Below are 19,320 nucleotides of genomic sequence, written 5' to 3' on the forward strand. Positions count from 1 at the left end.
GGTAATGAAAATATATTTAGGCTTACGAATGATCCGGGGGAATGCAAATGCAGAAAGTGGTCTCATATTTAAAACCTTATCGTTGGGCTATGGGCATAGCCTGGATGCTGATGCTTGTGGAACTAGTAGTAGAATTATGGCATCCTATGTTTATGGCCAATATTATCGATGAAGGAATATTAAAACAAGATCTAAATGCTGTGATGAAATGGGGCGGCATTATGGTGGGGATGTCCTTGCTTGGATTTATTGCCGGGATTACAAATTCTTTCTTTTCTGCCCATGCTAGTCAAGGCTTTGGATTTGATGTACGCTCCTCAGTGTTTAAAAAGGTGCAATCGTTCTCATTTAATAATTTAGCTCAGTTCCAAACATCTTCCCTTATCACTCGGTTGACAAATGATATTACACAAATTCAAAATACGTTGTTTATGAGTTTACGCGTTGCCTTGCGAAACCCATTGCTTATCATTGGTGGGGTAACGATGGCTTTTTTTGTCAATGCTAAGTTAGCGCTTATTTTAGTTATCCCTATACCTATTCTTGTGTTTGCGTTAATTTGGATGATGAGAAAAACGGGGAAGTTATTTCGATTAGTACAAGATAAACTGGATAAGGTCAACAATGTCATGCAAGAAAATTTAACCTCGATCCGCTTGATCAAAGCGTTTATTAGAAGAAACTTTGAAGAGAAACGTTTTGGAACAGCTAATGAAGATTTACGAAATCAAACGGCAAAAACATTGAGACTTGTGGAATTGCTTGGTCCGCTCCTCTTATTTATTATGAACCTAGCTATTTTATTCATTTTATGGTTCGCAGCAACAGATGTCCATCAGTCAAGGATGAATGTGGGAGAAGTTGTTGCGATGGTCAATTATGGTTTTCGAATCACAATGGCTTTATCCATGTTATCTTGGATTATTATGGCTTTCTCTCGAGGTTTTGCCTCTTCGGCAAGGATTACAGAAGTTCTAGCGACCTCTGTAGATTTGGAGGATGATGAATCAACCTCGTCCGATAGAAAAATCCAAAATGGAAAAGTAGAATTCCATAATGTCTATTTTAAATATCCAGGGACAGATCAACATGTGCTTCAGAATATATCTTTTACAGCAAATGCTGGTGAAACGATTGCGGTTATGGGGGCAACAGGAGCAGGGAAATCGGTACTTTTTCAACTAATACCAAGACTTTATGATGTGAATGAAGGTCAAATAAAAATTGATGGTCAAGATATTAAAAAAATGACCCTCCATTCGCTTAGAAAACAAATTGGTTTTGTTCCTCAGGAATCGATTTTATTTACAGGCTCTGTTGAAAGTAATATTGCTTGGGGAAAAGAAGAGGCATCGCACGAAGAAATGATGACAAGTACAAAGGATGCCCAAATACATGAAACAATTCAAAGATTACCTAAAGGATATGAAACAAAAGTCGGTCAGAAAGGGGTCAACTTATCAGGGGGACAAAAACAAAGACTGTCTATCGCTAGAGCCTTAGTGCGAACACCTAAACTATTATTTCTAGATGATAGTACAAGTGCTCTTGATATGAAAACAGAGACAAAATTATTAAGTGCTTTGGAAAAATATGATTCAACCATTTTTATTATTACGCAAAAAATTACTACAGCTATGAAAACCGATCAAATTCTTTTATTAGACGAGGGGAAATTAGTAGCATGTGGGAATCATGAAACGTTAATAAGAACCTCACCCCTTTATCAAAAAATCTATCATTCTCAATTTACTAAAGGGGGGATAGCAGATGGCCAATAGGAAGATGGGCCAGCCTCTGAAGGTTGAAAAAGTTAAAAATTGGAAAAAAACGTTGATTCGCATTTGGCGATACCTTGATGTTTATCGCGGCCAATTATTCCTCGTTTTGTTCACGGTGCTAGCAAGTTCTGGGCTCGGCCTATTAGGACCGTTTTTAATTGGGAAGACGATTGATAAATACATTGCTGAAAACAGTGGGAATACTTTGCTTTTTATTCTTGTTATGATAGCTTGCGTTTATTTTTTCTTTTCACTCACTAGCTTTATGCAAAACTATTGGATGATTGGAATTGGTCAAAAGACTGTTTTTACACTGAGGGAACAACTTTTTAATCGGTTACACAAATTACCGATTAAGTTTTTTGATAAACGCCAACATGGAGATTTAATGAGCCGGTTGACGAATGATATTGATAATGTCAGTCAAACATTAAATACGTCTGTAATTCAGCTTTCTTCTAGTGTTATGACTCTCGTCGGTACCATTACCGTTATGTTAATATTAAGTCCTTTACTTACGTTGATTACAATGTTTGTTGTACCGATTATGTATTTTGGAATGAAATGGATCACCAACCGAACAGGCAGGCTATTTAAAGAACAGCAGAAGCATCTTGGTGATTTAAATGGATTTATCCAAGAAACGATTGCCGGACAAACGATTGTAAAAACTTTTTCTCAAGAAGAAAAGATCATAGCCGAATTTACAGAAAAAAACGAACGATTAAGAAATGCTGGTTACTGGGCACAAGTGTATTCCGGTTTTATTCCAAAGTTAATGAACATGCTGAATAATTTAAACTTTGCTGTGATCGCGGCGGCAGGTGGGATTTTAGCGCTTAAAGGATATGTCAGTATTGGGACGATCGTTGTCTTTACGGAATACTCTCGTCAGTTCACACGCCCATTGAACGAATTAGCTAATCAATTCAATACTTTACTTTCAGCCGTAGCTGGTGCAGAAAGAGTGTTCGAAATACTGGATGAACCGGAAGAAAAAGACGGAGAATCCAGTCGTAAAATTGATCATATTCATGGAGAAATCGAATTTAAAGATGTGTCCTTCTCATATGATCCAGAAGGAGAAGAACAAACCGTTCAACAGATAAATTTTCAGGCTAAACCTGGTGAGACGGTTGCGCTTGTTGGGCCAACAGGTGCGGGAAAAACAACGATTATCAATTTGCTTGCCCGTTTTTATGAAACAAGTAGTGGAGAAATTTCCATTGATGGTATGAATATCCAAACAATTGAAAGAAATAATCTACGCAGTTATATGGGATTTGTTCTACAGGATTCTTATCTTTTCCAAGGAACGATTCGAGAAAATATTCGCTATGGAAAACTGGATGCATCTGATAAAGAAGTGGAAGAGGCTGCAAAAATGGCGAATGCCCATTCTTTTATAATGAAATTACCTAATCAATACGAGACGATTCTCAAACAAGATGGCAGTGGTATTAGTCAAGGTCAAAGACAACTTTTATCGATTGCAAGAGCAATGCTGTCCAATCCTTCTTTGCTTATTTTAGATGAAGCGACAAGTAATATTGATACGATTACAGAAATGAAGATTCAAGAAGCACTTTCGCGGTTGATGGAAGGGAGAACGAGTGTGGTTATCGCTCATCGACTGAATACTATCCAAAATGCTGATCAAATTCTTGTATTAAATCAAGGACAGTTAATTGAAAAAGGAACCCATGCAACATTGCTTCAACAACAAGGTTTCTATTATGATCTATTCCACAGCCAAATCCGCGAAGAAGTTGGGTCTTAAGAAAAGCGCAAGGCGCCCGCTACCTTCGACAAGCAAATGTTCTGAGACAAAGAAAGGCGTTCTTTGCCTTTCATTGTTTCAGGTTATATGCAGAACATCGGCTAAGTTCGCGCCGTCCTGTCGCTTCGTCTGCACTAGTACCACCTGTACGTCGCACCGCCGACGGCGCCTGGAGCTGGACAACAACTGCCTAGCTTTAAAGCAATCCTAAAAAATTTCCTTTCTTATCTTTTAAAAAAGGGAAATGCTCGAATATAAAGGAGGAACGCCTAAAATGGAAGCTGAATTTTCATTGACGAATGAAATCATTCCTATTTTAAGAGTTTTTGATGTAAAAAAGCTAAAAGAATTTTATGTAGACTTTTTAGGTTTTAAAATAGATTGGCAGCATCGATTCGACGAAAATGCTCCCTTGTATATGCAAGTATCACAACAGACATGCATTCTCCATCTATCTGAACATCATGGGGATGCCTCGCCTGGAACAAGTTTAAGAATAGGAGTACGAAAACTCCAGGAATTCCACCAAAAGCTTTTAGCAAAGGACTATACTTATGCACGTCCAGGGATGGAGAAAACACCTTGGGGGGCAACAGAATTCACCGTCCATGATCCCTTTGGCAATAAACTTATATTTTATGAACAAAAATAAGCAAACTAAAAAATTAATTTTCTCTTCTTCACTTGCCGAAACGGCAAGTGAACCCTATAATAATGCATATTAGGTTTTTAAGTTAGGGGGGATATGAATTGCCTATAAATATACCAGGTAGAATGCCTGCTAGGGAAATATTAGAGGAAGAAAAAATATTTATTATGGATGAAGACAGAGCCGTTGCGCAAGATATCCGTCCATTAAATATTTTAATCTTAAATTTAATGCCGGAAAAACAAAAAACTGAAGTCCAGATATTACGCCTATTAGGGAATACACCATTGCAACTAAATGTATCCTTTTTACATATGGCTACACATCAATCAAAAACGGTGAGTAAAACCCATCTGGACGAATTTTATACAACGTTTTCGGAAGTGAAAGATAAGTACTTTGATGGGATGATTATTACCGGGGCCCCTATTGAACATTTACCTTTTCAAGAGGTGACATATTGGGAAGAGCTGAAGGAGATCATGGAGTGGACCAAAACTCGTGTCACATCGACTATGCATATTTGCTGGGGAGCGCAAGCAGCCTTATACTACCATTATGGCATCGACAAATACGAATTAAAGGAAAAATGTTCGGGGATTTATGAACATGAACTTCTGTATCCAAAATTAAAATTGGTACGAGGATTTGATGATATATATCTAGCACCACACTCGCGGAATACAAGTGTAAGCCAGCTAGAAATTGAAGAACATCCAGAGTTACTGCTCGTTTCAAAAGGGGAGGCTGGTCCGTTTCTAATTATGTCGAAAGACGAGAAAAATATTATGGTTACAGGACATTTAGAATACGACGCTACCACATTAGCAGAAGAATATGAAAGGGATTTGAATAAAGGAATTTCCATACATCCACCGGAAAACTATTATCCAAATAACGATCATACAAAAAAACCTCTTCACGCATGGCGTTCACATAGCTATTTACTTTTTTCAAATTGGCTTAATTATTATGTTTATCAGGAAACTCCATATGAGTGGAAATAAACGATGCGGGTATCACACCCGCATCGTTTATTTTCATGGGAAAGGATTTTTTTAAAAAATTTCTCATTGATTAAAGTTTTACTGTATAGAAAGGTTGTTTCCTTTTCCAAACCTTAGTATTATAATAACTACATGTAATTTTTGAAAAGAGGTATTTATAGTGAAACAATCGATTTACAGTTTAACGATCGATCAATTAACGGAATGGTTATTGGAGCAAGGACAGAAAAAGTATCGTGCTGAACAAATATGGGATTGGTTATATAGCAAAAGAGTCACCGATTTTTCTGATATGAAGAATATTAATAAAGAATGCTTACAATTATTGGAAGAGCATTTTACAATACAAACATTGAAGCAATCGGTTAAACAGGAATCATCGGATGGAACGATTAAGTTTTTATTTGAAATGCAAGATGGAAATTTAATTGAAACAGTTTTAATGAGTTTTTCTTATGGTTTGTCTGTTTGTGTCACGACCCAAGTCGGTTGTAATATTGGCTGTAGCTTCTGTGCTAGTGGGTTGCTAAGGAAAAATAGGGATTTAAATAGCGGGGAAATTGTTGAACAAATTATGAAAGTACAACAGCATCTTGATGCAAAAGGAAAAGATGAACGAGTTAGCCATATTGTTGTGATGGGAATCGGAGAACCATTTGATAATTATCAAAATCTTATGAGCTTCTTACGTGTAGTTAATCATCCGAAAGGACTAGCCATTGGTGCAAGACATATTACAGTCTCAACAAGTGGTCTCGCCCATAAGATTCGTGAATTTGCTGATGAAAACTTACAGGTAAATTTAGCTTTGTCACTTCATGCGCCAAATGATGAGTTGAGAACACAAATTATGAAGATCAACAAAGCGTTCCCGATTGAAAAATTAATGGCGTCTTTAGACTACTATTTGGAACGAAATAATCGTAGGGTGACAATTGAATATATTTTATTAAAGGATGTAAATGATCATGTCGAAGAAGCTAAGCAATTGGCAAAGTTACTTCAAGATAAACGTCATTTAACATATGTAAATCTTATTCCTTATAATCCCGTCAATGAGCATATTCAATATGAAAGAAGCGAACAAAAAGATATTATGGCCTTCTACGATACTTTAAAGAAAAATGGTATTCAATGCGGCGTTCGTCATGAGCAAGGATCGGATATCGACGCAGCTTGTGGACAATTAAGAAGCAAGCAAATTAAGAAAAACCAAGCTAAAGCCATATAATTGGTAATACCTTAATATAAAAAGCCCAAGCCTATTGTGATTTTCTTGAACCCTACACAAAAGTCCAATTTCTCAATTTTTAGTAGTGAGAAATTGGGCTTTTTAAACTTGACTCATGTCAACGAAATATTGAAATTCAAAAAGGGAAATTCCAAATTAATCTAGAATTAGTATAAAAAGAATACAAAGGGAGAAATGAATTATGGGCTTCTATATTACTAAAGAAGTGGATAGAAAAGCTAAACAACATGTAGATGATGAGCTTTATAAATTTAATTTAAAACACTTTCCAGAGGATTTGAAAGATAGATACGAAGATATTGGTTTATTCATTAAGGATGACAACGGCATTGTACGTGGTGGATTAATCGGTTCAATCTGTTGGAATTGGTTAGAGATTTATAATTTATTTGTAGATGAAGATATAAGGAAACTAGGATTTGGAACAAAATTATTAATAACAGCGGAGAATATAGCCTTAGAAAAGAAATGCGATTTCGTTAAATTAGATACTTTGAGTTTTCAAGCATTAGATTTTTATAAAAAAAATGGCTATACAGTGTATGGAACGTTGGATAATGTAGGGAGAGAATCATAAGCATTACTATTTAAAAAAGGATTTATAAACACAGAGGTCCTTAATAGGTCACTGAAAAAGTCCCTTACTGTGTAATCCGAACTAGAAAATTATCCAAATACATATTAAGTTTCTGTCTGATAAACCTTTTAAATTGACTTCGTAATTGTACCCAGGCACATTTATTATTGGATATTCATAGAATGTGAATTAGAAAGAAGCGGTAATGAGAAGGTAAACTTGACCTATGGACCTTTATTCCTATGTTTCTCACATTTTAAGGACATAAAACCAAGTAAGGTGATAAGTTTAAAAATAAATTCAAAAGATTATTGACAATTGCCTTTTCACCCTGTAATATGAATGACAACTTTAATATTTAAAAAATAATTATGCTGATTAGTCAACTAAAGGCATCCTTATAAATTGGTCTCGATCAGTTTGTAAAGATGCCTTTTTTTATAGGAAGGACTAACCCGAATATTATTTATTGTTGGTTATGGGAGAGTGAATAATGAATATAATCTGGCATGAATCGGAAGTGTCTAAGGAAAATCGGCAACAGTTAAAACATCATAAAAGTGCAATTGTTTGGTTTACTGGACTTTCAGGAGCAGGGAAATCAACAATCTCCTCAGCTTTAGAAAAGGAATTATTTAATAAGGGCATTCATACTTATCGTTTAGATGGCGATAATGTTCGACACGGGTTAAACAAAGATCTGGGATTTAAGCAGGAAGATCGAAAAGAAAATATTAGGAGAATTGGTGAAGTATCGAAATTGCTAGTTGATGCTGGATTGTTTACTTTAACGGCTTTTATTTCTCCTTATCGAGCAGATCGTGATCAAGTTCGGGAAATGGTTGAAGCAAATGAAATGATTGAAGTCTATGTAAAGGCAACTTTAGAAACATGTGAAGCAAGAGATTCAAAAGGATTATACCAGAAAGCTCGTAATGGAGAAATTAAAGATTTTACTGGTATAGATGCTCCGTATGAAGAACCAATAAATCCGGAAATTATTCTAGATACGAATCAGTTAGGTGTTGCAGAATCAGTTGAACTAATTGTGAAATATTTGCAAAAAAAAGGATATATAGGATTAGAGAATCAAAGGTAAAACTTTGCGTTTAATTCACACTTAACCTATAGGAAAAATGATATAGTTGCTGATTGCTGACTATGAACATAGAGGCAATAATTTCAAATATCACTTTCTGTTTAAAATTTAATGGAGGTGAAACCGTGACAAAATTATTGACTTACGAAGCATGGGCTGAGCCAACAGATGAGTTTGTTGTGGATGCTCAATATAAAGGAGCACTTAATGTCCTAAATTGGGCATATGAGATGTATGATGAACGGCTTATTTATTCTTGTAGTTTCGGAATTGAAGGAATTGTTCTAATTGATCTGATTTCAAAGGTTAAACCGACAGCTAAAATTGTATTTTTGGATACGGGGCTCCATTTTCCAGAAACGTATGAGCTAATTGAAACGATAAAGCAGAAGTATCCGCTTCTCCGAATCGAAATGATTAAACCAGATTTATCTGTAGAAGAACAAGCTGACCAATTTGGAGATGAACTCTGGAAAAGACAACCTGATCGTTGCTGTTATATGCGAAAAGTTCTTCCACTAAGGAAAACATTATCAAAATCGACGGCTTGGATATCTGGACTAAGAAGGGAACAATCACCTACTAGGAGAAATACCAACTTTATCAACAAAGATGAAACATTCCAATCGATAAAAATTTGTCCACTGATCCATTGGTCGTGGAAGGATATTTGGAAATATGTGGAGGACCAACAATTACAGTATAATCCGCTCCATGACCAAGGATATCCAAGCATTGGGTGTTGGCCATGTACAATACAAGGCGATATGGAAACAGGTTCAAGATCAGGGCGTTGGGCAGATCAAGGTAAAACGGAATGTGGTTTACATCTAAATAAAAATGATAATCAATAAAGTGAGATTTCAATCAGTGTTTTTTTCGACGCATAGGATGTGCTAGTACAGACTTAGAGATTGTCGTCACGAACTTAGTTTGAATAGAGCGAGATTTATTGGGGTATTATCGCCCGTTCCCCCACTTAGACTTTTTTACGTCTTTTCGTCTTGAAGTGGGGGCTTACGGATGGAGACACTGGGAAAAATAACATGCTAGGGGGATATCAAAATGAGTTTAAGTCAACCACATGGTGGAAAGCTGATTAATCGTTGGGATCCATCATATGATCTTTCTCACATTAAACAAGCAATTGAATTAGATGATACCGCTTTAAGTGATTTGGAGTTAATAGGTGTAGGAGCATATAGCCCTCTAAGTGGTTTTCTAAGTAAGCAGGATTATCAATCTGTCTTAGCGGACATGAGATTATTAACAGGGGAGCCATGGTCCATACCCATTACACTACCAACAACAGAAAAAAATGCTCAAGATATTAATATCGGTCAGTTCGTAAAGCTTGAGAAAGATCAAATAGTTTATGGTGTTGTGCAAGTAGCAGATATCTATCAACCAGATAAGGAAAAGGAAGCTGAGCTTGTCTATCAAACAGTTGATCAAGAACATCCTGGGGTAAAGAAACTATTTGAACGAAATCCCATTTATATTGGTGGGGAAATCACACTTATTAAACGAAGTGAAAAGGGGTTATTTACCGATTATCTTTATGATCCAGTTGAAACACGCAAGCAATTTCATGAACGAGGTTGGAGTACGGTTGTTGGTTTTCAGACAAGAAATCCAGTTCATCGTGCACATGAATACATTCAAAAGTCAGCATTAGAAATTGTCGATGGCCTCTTTCTACAACCACTTGTAGGGGAAACGAAGCAGGATGATATTCCAGCAGATGTCCGTTTGGAGAGCTATCAAGTTTTACTAGATCACTATTATTCAAGGGATCACGTGTTTTTGGGCGTTTTTTCCGCAGCCATGAGATACGCAGGTCCCAGAGAAGCTGTGTTCCATGCGATGGTAAGGAAAAACTTCGGGTGTACACATTTTATTGTTGGTCGTGATCATGCCGGAGTTGGCAATTATTATGGCACTTATGATGCGCAAAAAATATTTAGTCATTTTTCCAAAGAGGAATTAGGCATTACTTTATTATTTTTTGAGCATAGTTTTTTCTGTAAAAAATGTGAAAGCATGGCAACTTCCAAAACATGCCCACATGATGCAAAATTCCATGAAATCCTATCTGGCACAAAAGTAAGAGAAAAATTAAGAAATGGAGAATCGCTTCCATCCACATTTAGTCGCCCAGAAGTTGTTGAAGTTTTAATTTCGGGGCTGCGAGAAAAAGTGGTGTAACCATTAATTGGCTTTAGAAGCAAAAAAGTCATATTGGCTAAAGGGTTGAGTCTACTACAATATGAATCCCTCATATTGTAACCCTTTTATTGAAAAGTCTTTCTAACGAGGGGAAAGGAGGTTTAGCGAAGATGGGAAAGGTTTATATTGTCGGAGCAGGTCCAGGAGATATAGACCTAATCACGGTAAAAGGTCTTAATTGTATTCAAAAGGCAGATGTGATTTTATATGATCGCCTTATCAATAAAGAACTACTTTTGCATGCAAAGAAGGGGACGGAACTGATTTTTGTCGGTAAAATCCCAGGATTTCATCAAAATAAACAAGAAGTAATCAATCAACAGCTCGTTGAATATGCCAAAAGAGGAAAGATTGTGACTCGCTTAAAAGGCGGAGATCCGTTTATTTTTGGCAGGGGAGCTGAAGAAGCACAAACTTTGGCTGAACACGGGATCCCATTTGAAATTGTTCCTGGGATTACCTCTGGGATTGCGGCTCCCGCATATGCAGGAATCCCTGTCACTCATCGTGATTTTAGCTCTAGTTTTGCCGTAATCACTGGTCATACAAAGCCAGGGAATGATGATACGATACAATGGAAAAACCTTGCCCTTGGCGTAGATACACTCGTTATTTATATGGGGGTTCGCCAATTACCTACTATTAGGGATCAATTAATCAAGGCTGGGCGGTCCCCTCATACACCAGTGGCAATGATTTATTGGGGTACAACCAACATACAAAAAACAATAACTGGAACACTTGCGACAATAGAAGAGATAGCTGTTAGTGAGAAAATGAAGAATCCAAGTATGATTATCGTCGGCGAAGTCGTTCGCTTACGTGAAAGTATTCAATGGTTCGAACAAACTTTACAGACCTATGAGTGCGTGTTCAAAAAGGGAGGGTAAAAAAAGGCGCTGATGTCCTGTCAGCAACACCGACACTAGCACCTCCTGTACGTCGAAAGTTCGAGGCGGCGTATGCTTATGCAGCGGACTTGCACAGGATATGCTGACTTTTACGTTGCCCACAAGACGTGGGCGGTTTTAGTAGAAGATCCTTTATCTCGCAGTGTCATTTTTACCAGACTTTTTGAACATCCCCTATAAACAATTACCAGTCATGGGATAAGAAGGAGGAAAGATATCTGTGCAAGCTGTCCTCTATATTAGCCACGGCAGTCGTTCAAAAGATGGGGTGCAGGAAGCCCTCAACTTTATCGACCAATGCCAAAGAAAAATCAATGTAAAGATCCAAGAAATTTGTTTCTTAGAGCTTGTAAAACCGAATATATCGGAAGGGATTGCAAACTGTATTAAACGCGGAGCAACTCATATAACGGTTGTCCCCGTCCTGCTATTAACAGCTGTACACGCAAAAAGGGATATCCCATGCGCATTAGCCAAAGCGAAAGAACTCTATCCTCAAACTGAGTTCACGTATGGATCTCCGCTTGGGGTTCATCCTAAACTAATAGAATGCCTGTATGATCAATTAACAGAACAAAAAAGTGAGGCTCATAGAAACCCAACGATCCTTATTGTTGGCAGAGGGAGTAGTGATCCCGAGGTCAAATCTGATTTAAGCGAAATTGCAAGACAATTTGAACAGATGCACGACGTACCCAAGGTTCATACTTGTTTTCTTTATGGGGCAAGTCCGAAATTTGATGAAGCATTAATAAGTCTGCTAAAAGGGGAAAGGAAACAAATATTCATTCTTCCCTATTTATTATTTAGTGGCTTATTAATGAATGGTATACAACAGAAAATCGAGAAAATGCAGGATGAATCTAAACAAATAATTCTCTGCGAAACATTAGGACATCACCCAGCTGTACCGGACATTCTCTCAGAACGAATAAATGAACTACTTCATTATAAAGAAAAGCGGTGGGTGATCTAGAATGGGGTCCTATCCGATCACGCTTCAATTATCAGGTAAGCAAGCTGTAGTTATTGGTGGTGGTTCCGTTGCATTAAGGAAAGTAATGGATTTATTAGAAGCGGATGCTAGTGTAACAGTCGTAAGCCCATCGCTTGATCCTACATTATATACCTATTATGAAACCCAGAAAATCAAGTGGATCAAAAGGGGATTTCTTCCATCTGACCTAATAGATGCTTTTATAGTAATTGCAGCCACTGATCAAAGTGAGGTAAATCAAAAAGTAAGTATGTCTGTTTCCAATCAACAGTTATTGAATGTGGTTGATCAACAAGAAGCTGGAAACTTCCATGTTCCGGCAAAATTATCAAGAGGGGAATTGGTCATTACGGTATCAACAAATGGTGCCAGTCCTTATCTTTCCAAAACAATCCGTGATGAGATTGGCGAAATCTATGATCAATCAATGAAGGACTATCTTCAGTTTCTTTCACTTGCTCGCCGAATAGTAAAAGAGCATGTAACAGAGATAGACCTAAGAAGACAGTTACTAAAAGAAATCACACACAAAGATTATCGAAACTCAGCGGAAAAGCAAAAAGTTTTTTTAGAGAGGGTGAGTGATTCCAATGAGTAAACAGAAAGAAAATTTGGAAACAGCGATTGAGGTAGTGAAAGAATATCTTAATACGATGAAATATGGATCTATAACATTAGTTGTACAGGATCAACATGTAGTACAAATTGAAAAAAATGAAAAAGTTCGCTTGAAATAGGGAACGATTGATTTTATGGTGTGAGGTGGATGTTTTTTGCAACTTCAAGCAATCAATAGTCCTTTTAGTCAGGAGCAGATTGAGGTGTTGAATCAGGTTTTACCGACTTTAACAGAAGGACAACAATTATGGTTAAGTGGATATTTAACTGCGTATAGCGGAAATACGGCATTAGAAGTAAAGCCGGCAGCAACAACTCAGAATCTAACAAACGTCAGAGAAGTAACTATTCTTTATGGTTCTCAAACTGGGAATTGTCAGAGGCTGGCAGGAGAGCTGTCGGAAACATTGGGAAGTCAAGGATATAAAATAACACTTTCTTCTATGAATGAATTTAAATCGACAAAGTTAAAGAAGCTATCTTATTTATTTCTTATTATTAGCACTCAGGGGGAAGGGGATCCTCCAGATAATGCCATCTCTTTTTACGAGTTTTTATTTAGCCGAAGAGCACCAAAATTGAATGATTTATCTTTTTCAGTCCTTTCTCTCGGAGATAGCTCATACGAGTTTTTCTGTGAAACAGGTAAAAAAATCGACCTACGATTAGAGGAATTAGGCGCGAACAGGGTAACCCCACGAGTCGATTGTGATTTAGATTTTGATGACCCAGCAGCTGAATGGCTAGGGACAGTCGTAAACTATTTAAATGAAACTGGAGAAGGAGCGGGTGGTACAACTCAACCCCTAAGTCCAATTTCCGCTTTGCCTGGAACGAGTACCACGTATTCACGCAGAAATCCCTTTAAGGCAGAAGTATTAGAGAACATCAACTTAAACGGACGGGGTTCAAATAAAGAAACACGACATCTTGAATTATCGATTGAAGGATCCGGTTTTTCCTTTAAACCAGGAGATAGCTTAGGCATCTTCCCAGAAAACACTCCTGGAATTGTTGATCTTATTATCGGAGAAATGGGATGGGATCGAAATGAACTTGTCCCGTTCAACCAAAAAGGAGAGACATGTCCTCTTCATGAAGCATTAACACATCATTACGAACTGACAGTGCTGACAAAACCATTACTAGAGAAGTTAGCACAGATTCATCCTAATGAAAGATTAACGGAGTTACTGCAATCAGATAAACAGGAGCTTAAAACGTATATTGAAGGACGAGATCTTGTTGATGTCATTCGTGACTTTACACCGTGGGACATACCAGCTGATCAATTTGTTGCTATTTTAAGGAAAATGCCAGCGCGTTTATATTCAATTGCCAATAGTTACGAAGCAAATCCGGAAGAGGTTCATCTCACTGTTGGAGCAGTCCGGTATGAAGCCCATAATCGAGCACGCCATGGTGTTTGCTCCATTCAGTGTGCAGAACGAGTCCAGCCAGGTGATTATTTGCCGGTCTATGTTCATGAAAATCCTAATTTTCACCTGCCAGAGGATCCGAGTAGACCAATTATTATGATTGGCCCTGGCACAGGGATTGCTCCGTATCGTTCCTTTCTTGAAGAGAGAGAAGCAATCGAAGCGACAGGAAAAAGTTGGCTGTTCTTTGGAGATCAACATTATGTAACAGATTTTCTCTATCAGATCGATTGGCAGAGATGGCTGAAAACAGGCATTCTCTCGAGGATGGATATAGCTTTTTCCCGCGATGCGGAAGAAAAAGTCTATGTGCAACATCGGATGATAGAAAAAAAGCAAGAACTATTTAAGTGGTTAAAAGAAGGGGCTTATCTTTATATTTGTGGTGATGAGAAACATATGGCTCATGATGTTCATACAACACTTCTTACGATTTGTCAGGAGGAAGGCAGTATGACTTCTGAGGAGGCAGAGGAATATCTTGCCCAAATGTTAAGGGAAAAACGTTACCAACGTGATGTATATTAAAATCCGAAGGGAGAGAGGATCACTTGACAAAAGATCGTTTGCCACCTACACAAGATGGACCGCCTAGTGATGTGGAACGGATTAAAAGCGACAGTAATTATTTGCGAGGATCACTTGCCGAAACGCTAAAAGAGGAGATAAGTGCTGGAATTCCTGATGATGATAATCGTTTAATGAAATTTCATGGAAGCTACTTACAAGATGACCGAGACCTTCGAGTTGAAAGGCAGAAACAAAAATTGGAGCCGGCTTATCAATTCATGGTACGAGTTAGAGCTGCCGGTGGTGTTGTATCAGCCAATCAATGGCTTGTCATGGATGAATTAGCAAATAAATATGGGAATGGAAGTCTAAAACTTACGACAAGACAATCCTTCCAGATGCATGGAATTTTAAAATGGAATATGAAAAAAGCTTTTAAAGAGATTCATGAAGCCTTATTGGAAACACTTGCGGCTTGTGGAGATGTTAATCGAAATGTGATGTGTAGTCCAAACCCGTATGCTTCAGAAATTCATATGGAAGTATACGAATGGGCGAAAAAATTAAGCCAATATCTTTCTCCACAGACAAAGGCTTATCATGAAATATGGCTGGATAAGGAAAAAATCGTTGATACTTCAAAGAATACGGAAGAAGTTGAACCGATTTATGGTCCTACCTATTTACCGCGGAAATTTAAAATCGGCATTGCCGTTCCGCCCTCTAATGATGTGGACGTCTATTCCCAGGATCTTGGCTTTATTGCTGTGGTAGAAAACGAGCAACTTCAAGGCTTTAACATAACTGTTGGTGGGGGAATGGGCTCCACCCATGGAGATAAAGCAACGTATCCTCAAGTTGGAAGAGTGATTGGGTTCTGTAAGCCTGAAGAAGTGCTTGATGTTGCTGAAAAGATTGTCACTATTCAACGAGATTATGGAAATCGGTCTGTTCGGAAAAATGCTCGATTTAAGTACACAATTGATAAGCGCGGCATGCCTTGGCTGATTGAGGAATTGCATTCAAGACTAGGTTGGGAGATACAACCAGCAAGATTCTTTCAGTTTGAGCACAATCGGGATCGTTATGGCTGGGTAAAAGGTTTGAATGATCAGTGGCATTTTACACTCTTTATTCAAAATGGCCGAATTAAGGACTGGGAACATTATAAATTGATGACAGGCTTAAGGAAAATAGCTGAAATTCACACAGGGGATTTTCGCTTGACTCCTAATCAAAACTTAATCATTGGAAACATATCAGAAGCTTTAAAACCGAAAATCGAAGCGCTTATTCAACAATATGGATTAACTGACGGAGAGCATCATACCGCTTTACGTAGAAATTCGATGGCTTGTGTTGCTTTTCCAACATGTGGCCTTGCGATGGCAGAATCGGAACGCTATTTACCTTCCTTGCTTGATAAAATTGACTTATTATTAGATAAGGCAGGGCTCCGTGAAGAGGAAATCGTCATTCGTATGTCTGGCTGCCCCAATGGTTGCTCAAGACCAGCATTAGCAGAAATTGGTTTTGTAGGAAAGGCCCCAGGAAAATATAACGTCTATTTAGGGGGCGGTTTTACAGGAGATCGTTTAAATAAACTGTACCGCGAAAATATTGGGGAGAAGGAAATATTAAGTGAATTAGAGCCAATCATAAGTCATTTTGCGAAGGAACGTAAAGAAAAAGAACGATTTGGCGACTTTGTCATTCGTTTAGGATATGTAAAAGAGGTCCACTCAGGGCTTGATTTTCATGATTAACAAGAAAAGCGCAAGGCGCCCGCCTATCGGCGACAAGCAAATGTTCTGAGACAAAGAAAGGCGTTCTTTGCCTTTCATTGGCTCAGGTTATTTGACCTCGAGCCGATGGCGCCTGGAGCTAGACACCAACTGCAAGGTAAGCTACTTATCCACTAGCTCCAATTTTATAATTCCTTAAACCAGAACAAAAGCACAAGCGCCTTGATCTAGGAAGAAAGGCTAAATTCACGCCGTCCTAACGGCAGACTCAAACCGCGATGTCCTGTCGCTTCGTCTGCACCAGTACGTCCTGTACGTTGCAACGCTGTTCTGACCTACATCCTGATGGCCTCCGACAAGCAAATGTTCTTGAACTTAGGAAGGGGCTTTTTTCCTTCATTGGCTCAAGTTATTTGCCTCGAGGAGCTACGCTAAAATTTTATAAATTGCTGGTAAGTAGAAAAATTTCAAAAAAAACTAATTTTCTCTTGTTTTTTAAACCAACTAACCTTATAATGTTTATAGAATTAAAAATTAATTCTAACACGTGAGTGAAACAAGAAAATTAAATAAAGATTTCATTCTTATCAAGAGAGGTCGAGGGAATGGCCCTAAGACGCCTCAGCAACCACCATTTTATGGAAAGGTGCTAAATCCACAAGTTGGAAACAACTTGAAAGATAAGAAGAATCCTTTTTATAAAAAAGGGCCTTCTTCTTATCGGAGTAGGCTCTTTTTGTTTGGAAGAATAGGGTAAGCAGATTGCTCTCTCTATGTCGATTTGTATGCGACCAAAAAGAGCCACCACTCTAAATAGTTTTCCAAAATATATAGGGAGGGTAGTTTATTGGGATTATTAGAACGTCTCAAAAAGGAAATTTTAATCGGGGATGGCGCTGCAGGAACACTGTTATATTCCTATGGGATTGATCGCTGTTTTGATCAATTAAATCTTACACACCCTAATGAAGTATTGCAGTTGCATCAAGCCTATGTTGAAGCTGGTGCTGACGTAATCCAAACGAATACGTACAGTGCTAATTATTTGAAACTCTCAAGATATGGATTAGAAGAGGAAGTAACGAAGATAAACAGAGCTGCTGTTCGTCTTGCGAAACAAGCAGCAAGTAAAGAAACATTTGTACTAGGAACCATTGGGGGGGTTCATGGAGCTGGATTACATTCTAGTGAAACAGAGGAAATAAAACGCGGTTTTCGAGAACAACTATATGCATTGCTGCTTGAGGGTGTAGATGGCCTTATCTTAGAAACGTATTATGATTTAGAAGAAATAAAAACCGTTTTAAAAATAGCTCGTGATGAAACGAATGTACCGATCATAGCAAACGTCACAATGCATGAACCTGGCGTACTGCAAAATGGAACACCACTTGAAGAGGCATTAAAACAGCTTGATGATTTAGGTGCCGATGTTGTTGGGATCAATTGCCGTCTCGGTCCTTATCATATGGTCAGAGCCTTAGAGTCTGTTCCGCTTTCAAAATCGGCTTATTTAGCAGCCTATCCAAATGCAAGCTTGCCAGAATATGAAGATGGGAAGTTTATGTACAAAACCGAACCAACTTATTTCACAGAATTTGTTCGACGCTTCCGTGATCAAGGTGTTCGATTAATTGGAGGGTGTTGTGGAACAACGCCAGAGCATATCCAAGCTTTGGTCAAAGGACGCCAACATTTAGTGCCGCTTGAAGAGAAGCAGGTAATCAAACAAAAGCCGATTTTTATCCAAGACCAGCAGGTTGAAAAGGCACCATCTTTATTTGAAAAAATTCAAACAGATCGATCCGTTATTGTGGAATTAGATACGCCAAAGCACCTAGATACAAAACCCTTTTTTAGAGGAGCACACGCCTTAAAAGAAGCTGGGGTGGATGGGTTGACATTAGCTGATAATTCATTAGCATCTCCCAGAATATGTAATGCAACAATGGCGTCTCTAGTTAAAAAGGAAGTTGATCTAAATTCATTGGTTCATGTGACTTGTCGGGACCGGAATTTAATCGGTTTACAATCACATCTTATGGGGCTACATACAGCAGGAATTCGTGATATATTGGCCATTACTGGTGACCCGACTAAAATTGGTGACTTTCCTGGAGCAACATCTGTCTATGATGCAACCTCTTTTGAATTAATCAAGCTGATCAAACAATTTAATGAAGGCATTTCTTTTTCGGGAAAATCGCTTAAACAAAAGACTCAATTCCATGTTGCAGCTGCTTTTAATCCGAATGTTCGTAATCTTGGGAAATCAGTTGAGCGTATGGAGAAAAAAGTACAGTATGGTGCCGATTATTTTTTAACGCAGCCAATCTTTTCTCCAGAAAAAATGATAGAAGTAGGGGAAGCAACCAAACATATGACAGCTCCTATTTATATCGGCATTATGCCACTTGTTTCAGCCAGAAATGCAGAATTCTTGCATAACGAAGTGCCTGGTATCAAGCTTCCGGACAATATTAGAGACAGAATGGCTAAAACAGAAGGAGATCCACAGAGAGCCAAACAAGAAGGGCTTGCCATTGCAAAAGAATTAATTGATGTCGCCTATGATTACTTTAAGGGATTCTATTTAATTACTCCATTTATTCAATACGAATTATCTGTTGAATTAGCAACCTATATTCAAGAAAAAACGCAAAATGTTGAAATACTACATTAAAGAGGTTGTTCAAAAAGCACAACAAATGTCGGCGTTGCTAACA

15 protein-coding genes, 1 pseudogene and 1 riboswitch are annotated in these 19,320 nt (G+C 38.0%); all 16 genes and pseudogenes read left to right on the forward strand.

Going from position 1 to position 19,320, the window contains the following annotated elements; all coding sequences use genetic code 11:
* The first annotated feature begins 47 nt into the window (after positions 1-47).
* The 16 genes and pseudogenes from KI375_RS03230 to KI375_RS03305 all read left to right on the forward strand — a co-directional run bounded on the left by KI375_RS03230 (position 48) and on the right by KI375_RS03305 (position 19,277).
* Positions 48-1,781 (forward strand): ABC transporter ATP-binding protein, encoded by a 1,734-nt coding sequence (locus KI375_RS03230; RefSeq protein WP_212972117.1) that lies wholly within the window; start codon positions 48-50, stop codon positions 1,779-1,781.
* Positions 1,771-3,561 (forward strand): ABC transporter ATP-binding protein, encoded by a 1,791-nt coding sequence (locus tag KI375_RS03235; protein WP_212972118.1) that lies wholly within the window; start codon positions 1,771-1,773, stop codon positions 3,559-3,561. Before KI375_RS03230 ends, KI375_RS03235 begins: the two co-directional genes overlap by 11 nt.
* Before the next feature lie 274 nt (positions 3,562-3,835).
* Complete coding sequence (locus tag KI375_RS03240; protein WP_212972119.1) at positions 3,836-4,213, forward strand: glyoxalase superfamily protein; 378 nt, start codon at positions 3,836-3,838, stop codon at positions 4,211-4,213.
* Positions 4,214-4,311: 98 nt separating this feature from the next.
* Entirely contained in the window at positions 4,312-5,217 is a 906-nt protein-coding gene (gene metA / locus KI375_RS03245; RefSeq protein WP_212972120.1) for a homoserine O-acetyltransferase MetA, read from the forward strand.
* A 160-nt stretch (positions 5,218-5,377) separates the two neighbouring features.
* Positions 5,378-6,448, forward strand: a complete 1,071-nt coding sequence (gene rlmN / locus KI375_RS03250) for a dual-specificity RNA methyltransferase RlmN (protein ID WP_212972121.1) — start codon at positions 5,378-5,380, stop codon at positions 6,446-6,448.
* A 202-nt stretch (positions 6,449-6,650) separates the two neighbouring features.
* Positions 6,651-7,074 (forward strand): annotated as a pseudogene (locus tag KI375_RS03255) (GNAT family N-acetyltransferase).
* 465 nt (positions 7,075-7,539) lie between these two features.
* Entirely contained in the window at positions 7,540-8,145 is a 606-nt protein-coding gene (gene cysC, locus KI375_RS03260; protein WP_212972122.1) for an adenylyl-sulfate kinase, read from the forward strand.
* A 125-nt stretch (positions 8,146-8,270) separates the two neighbouring features.
* Positions 8,271-8,999 (forward strand): phosphoadenylyl-sulfate reductase, encoded by a 729-nt coding sequence (locus KI375_RS03265; protein WP_280528622.1) that lies wholly within the window; start codon positions 8,271-8,273, stop codon positions 8,997-8,999.
* 211 nt (positions 9,000-9,210) lie between these two features.
* Positions 9,211-10,353 (forward strand): sulfate adenylyltransferase, encoded by a 1,143-nt coding sequence (gene sat, locus KI375_RS03270; protein ID WP_212972123.1) that lies wholly within the window; start codon positions 9,211-9,213, stop codon positions 10,351-10,353.
* A 131-nt stretch (positions 10,354-10,484) separates the two neighbouring features.
* A complete protein-coding gene (cobA, locus tag KI375_RS03275) occupies positions 10,485-11,264 on the forward strand; it encodes a uroporphyrinogen-III C-methyltransferase (protein ID WP_212972124.1) in 780 nt (259 codons plus the stop codon).
* A 241-nt stretch (positions 11,265-11,505) separates the two neighbouring features.
* A complete protein-coding gene (locus KI375_RS03280; protein ID WP_212972125.1) occupies positions 11,506-12,261 on the forward strand; it encodes a sirohydrochlorin chelatase in 756 nt (251 codons plus the stop codon).
* A gap of 1 nt (position 12,262) precedes the next feature.
* Positions 12,263-12,880, forward strand: coding sequence for an NAD(P)-binding protein (locus KI375_RS03285; protein WP_212972126.1), 618 nt, complete (start codon positions 12,263-12,265; stop codon positions 12,878-12,880).
* Entirely contained in the window at positions 12,873-13,019 is a 147-nt protein-coding gene (locus KI375_RS03290) for a YezD family protein (protein ID WP_207452603.1), read from the forward strand. The genes KI375_RS03285 and KI375_RS03290 overlap by 8 nt, the downstream gene beginning before the upstream one ends.
* A 36-nt stretch (positions 13,020-13,055) precedes the next feature.
* Positions 13,056-14,867 carry an assimilatory sulfite reductase (NADPH) flavoprotein subunit gene (locus tag KI375_RS03295; RefSeq protein WP_212972127.1) on the forward strand — a complete coding sequence of 604 codons (1,812 nt, stop codon included), beginning with the start codon at positions 13,056-13,058 and terminating at the stop codon, positions 14,865-14,867.
* 23 nt (positions 14,868-14,890) lie between these two features.
* The gene (gene cysI / locus KI375_RS03300; RefSeq protein WP_212972128.1) at positions 14,891-16,615 is read left to right on the forward strand and encodes an assimilatory sulfite reductase (NADPH) hemoprotein subunit; all 1,725 of its coding nucleotides are present in this window, start codon (positions 14,891-14,893) and stop codon (positions 16,613-16,615) included.
* Positions 16,616-17,175: 560 nt separating this feature from the next.
* A riboswitch (SAM riboswitch) is annotated at positions 17,176-17,281 on the forward strand.
* A 160-nt stretch (positions 17,282-17,441) separates the two neighbouring features.
* On the forward strand, positions 17,442-19,277 hold the full coding sequence (locus KI375_RS03305; protein WP_212972129.1) for a bifunctional homocysteine S-methyltransferase/methylenetetrahydrofolate reductase: 1,836 nt from the start codon (positions 17,442-17,444) through the stop codon (positions 19,275-19,277).
* Positions 19,278-19,320 lie beyond the last annotated feature (43 nt).

Origin of the sequence: Bacillus sp. J14TS2 (genome assembly GCF_018333015.1) — a bacterium.
In the GTDB taxonomy this organism is placed as follows: domain Bacteria; phylum Bacillota; class Bacilli; order Bacillales; family Bacillaceae_C; genus Lederbergia.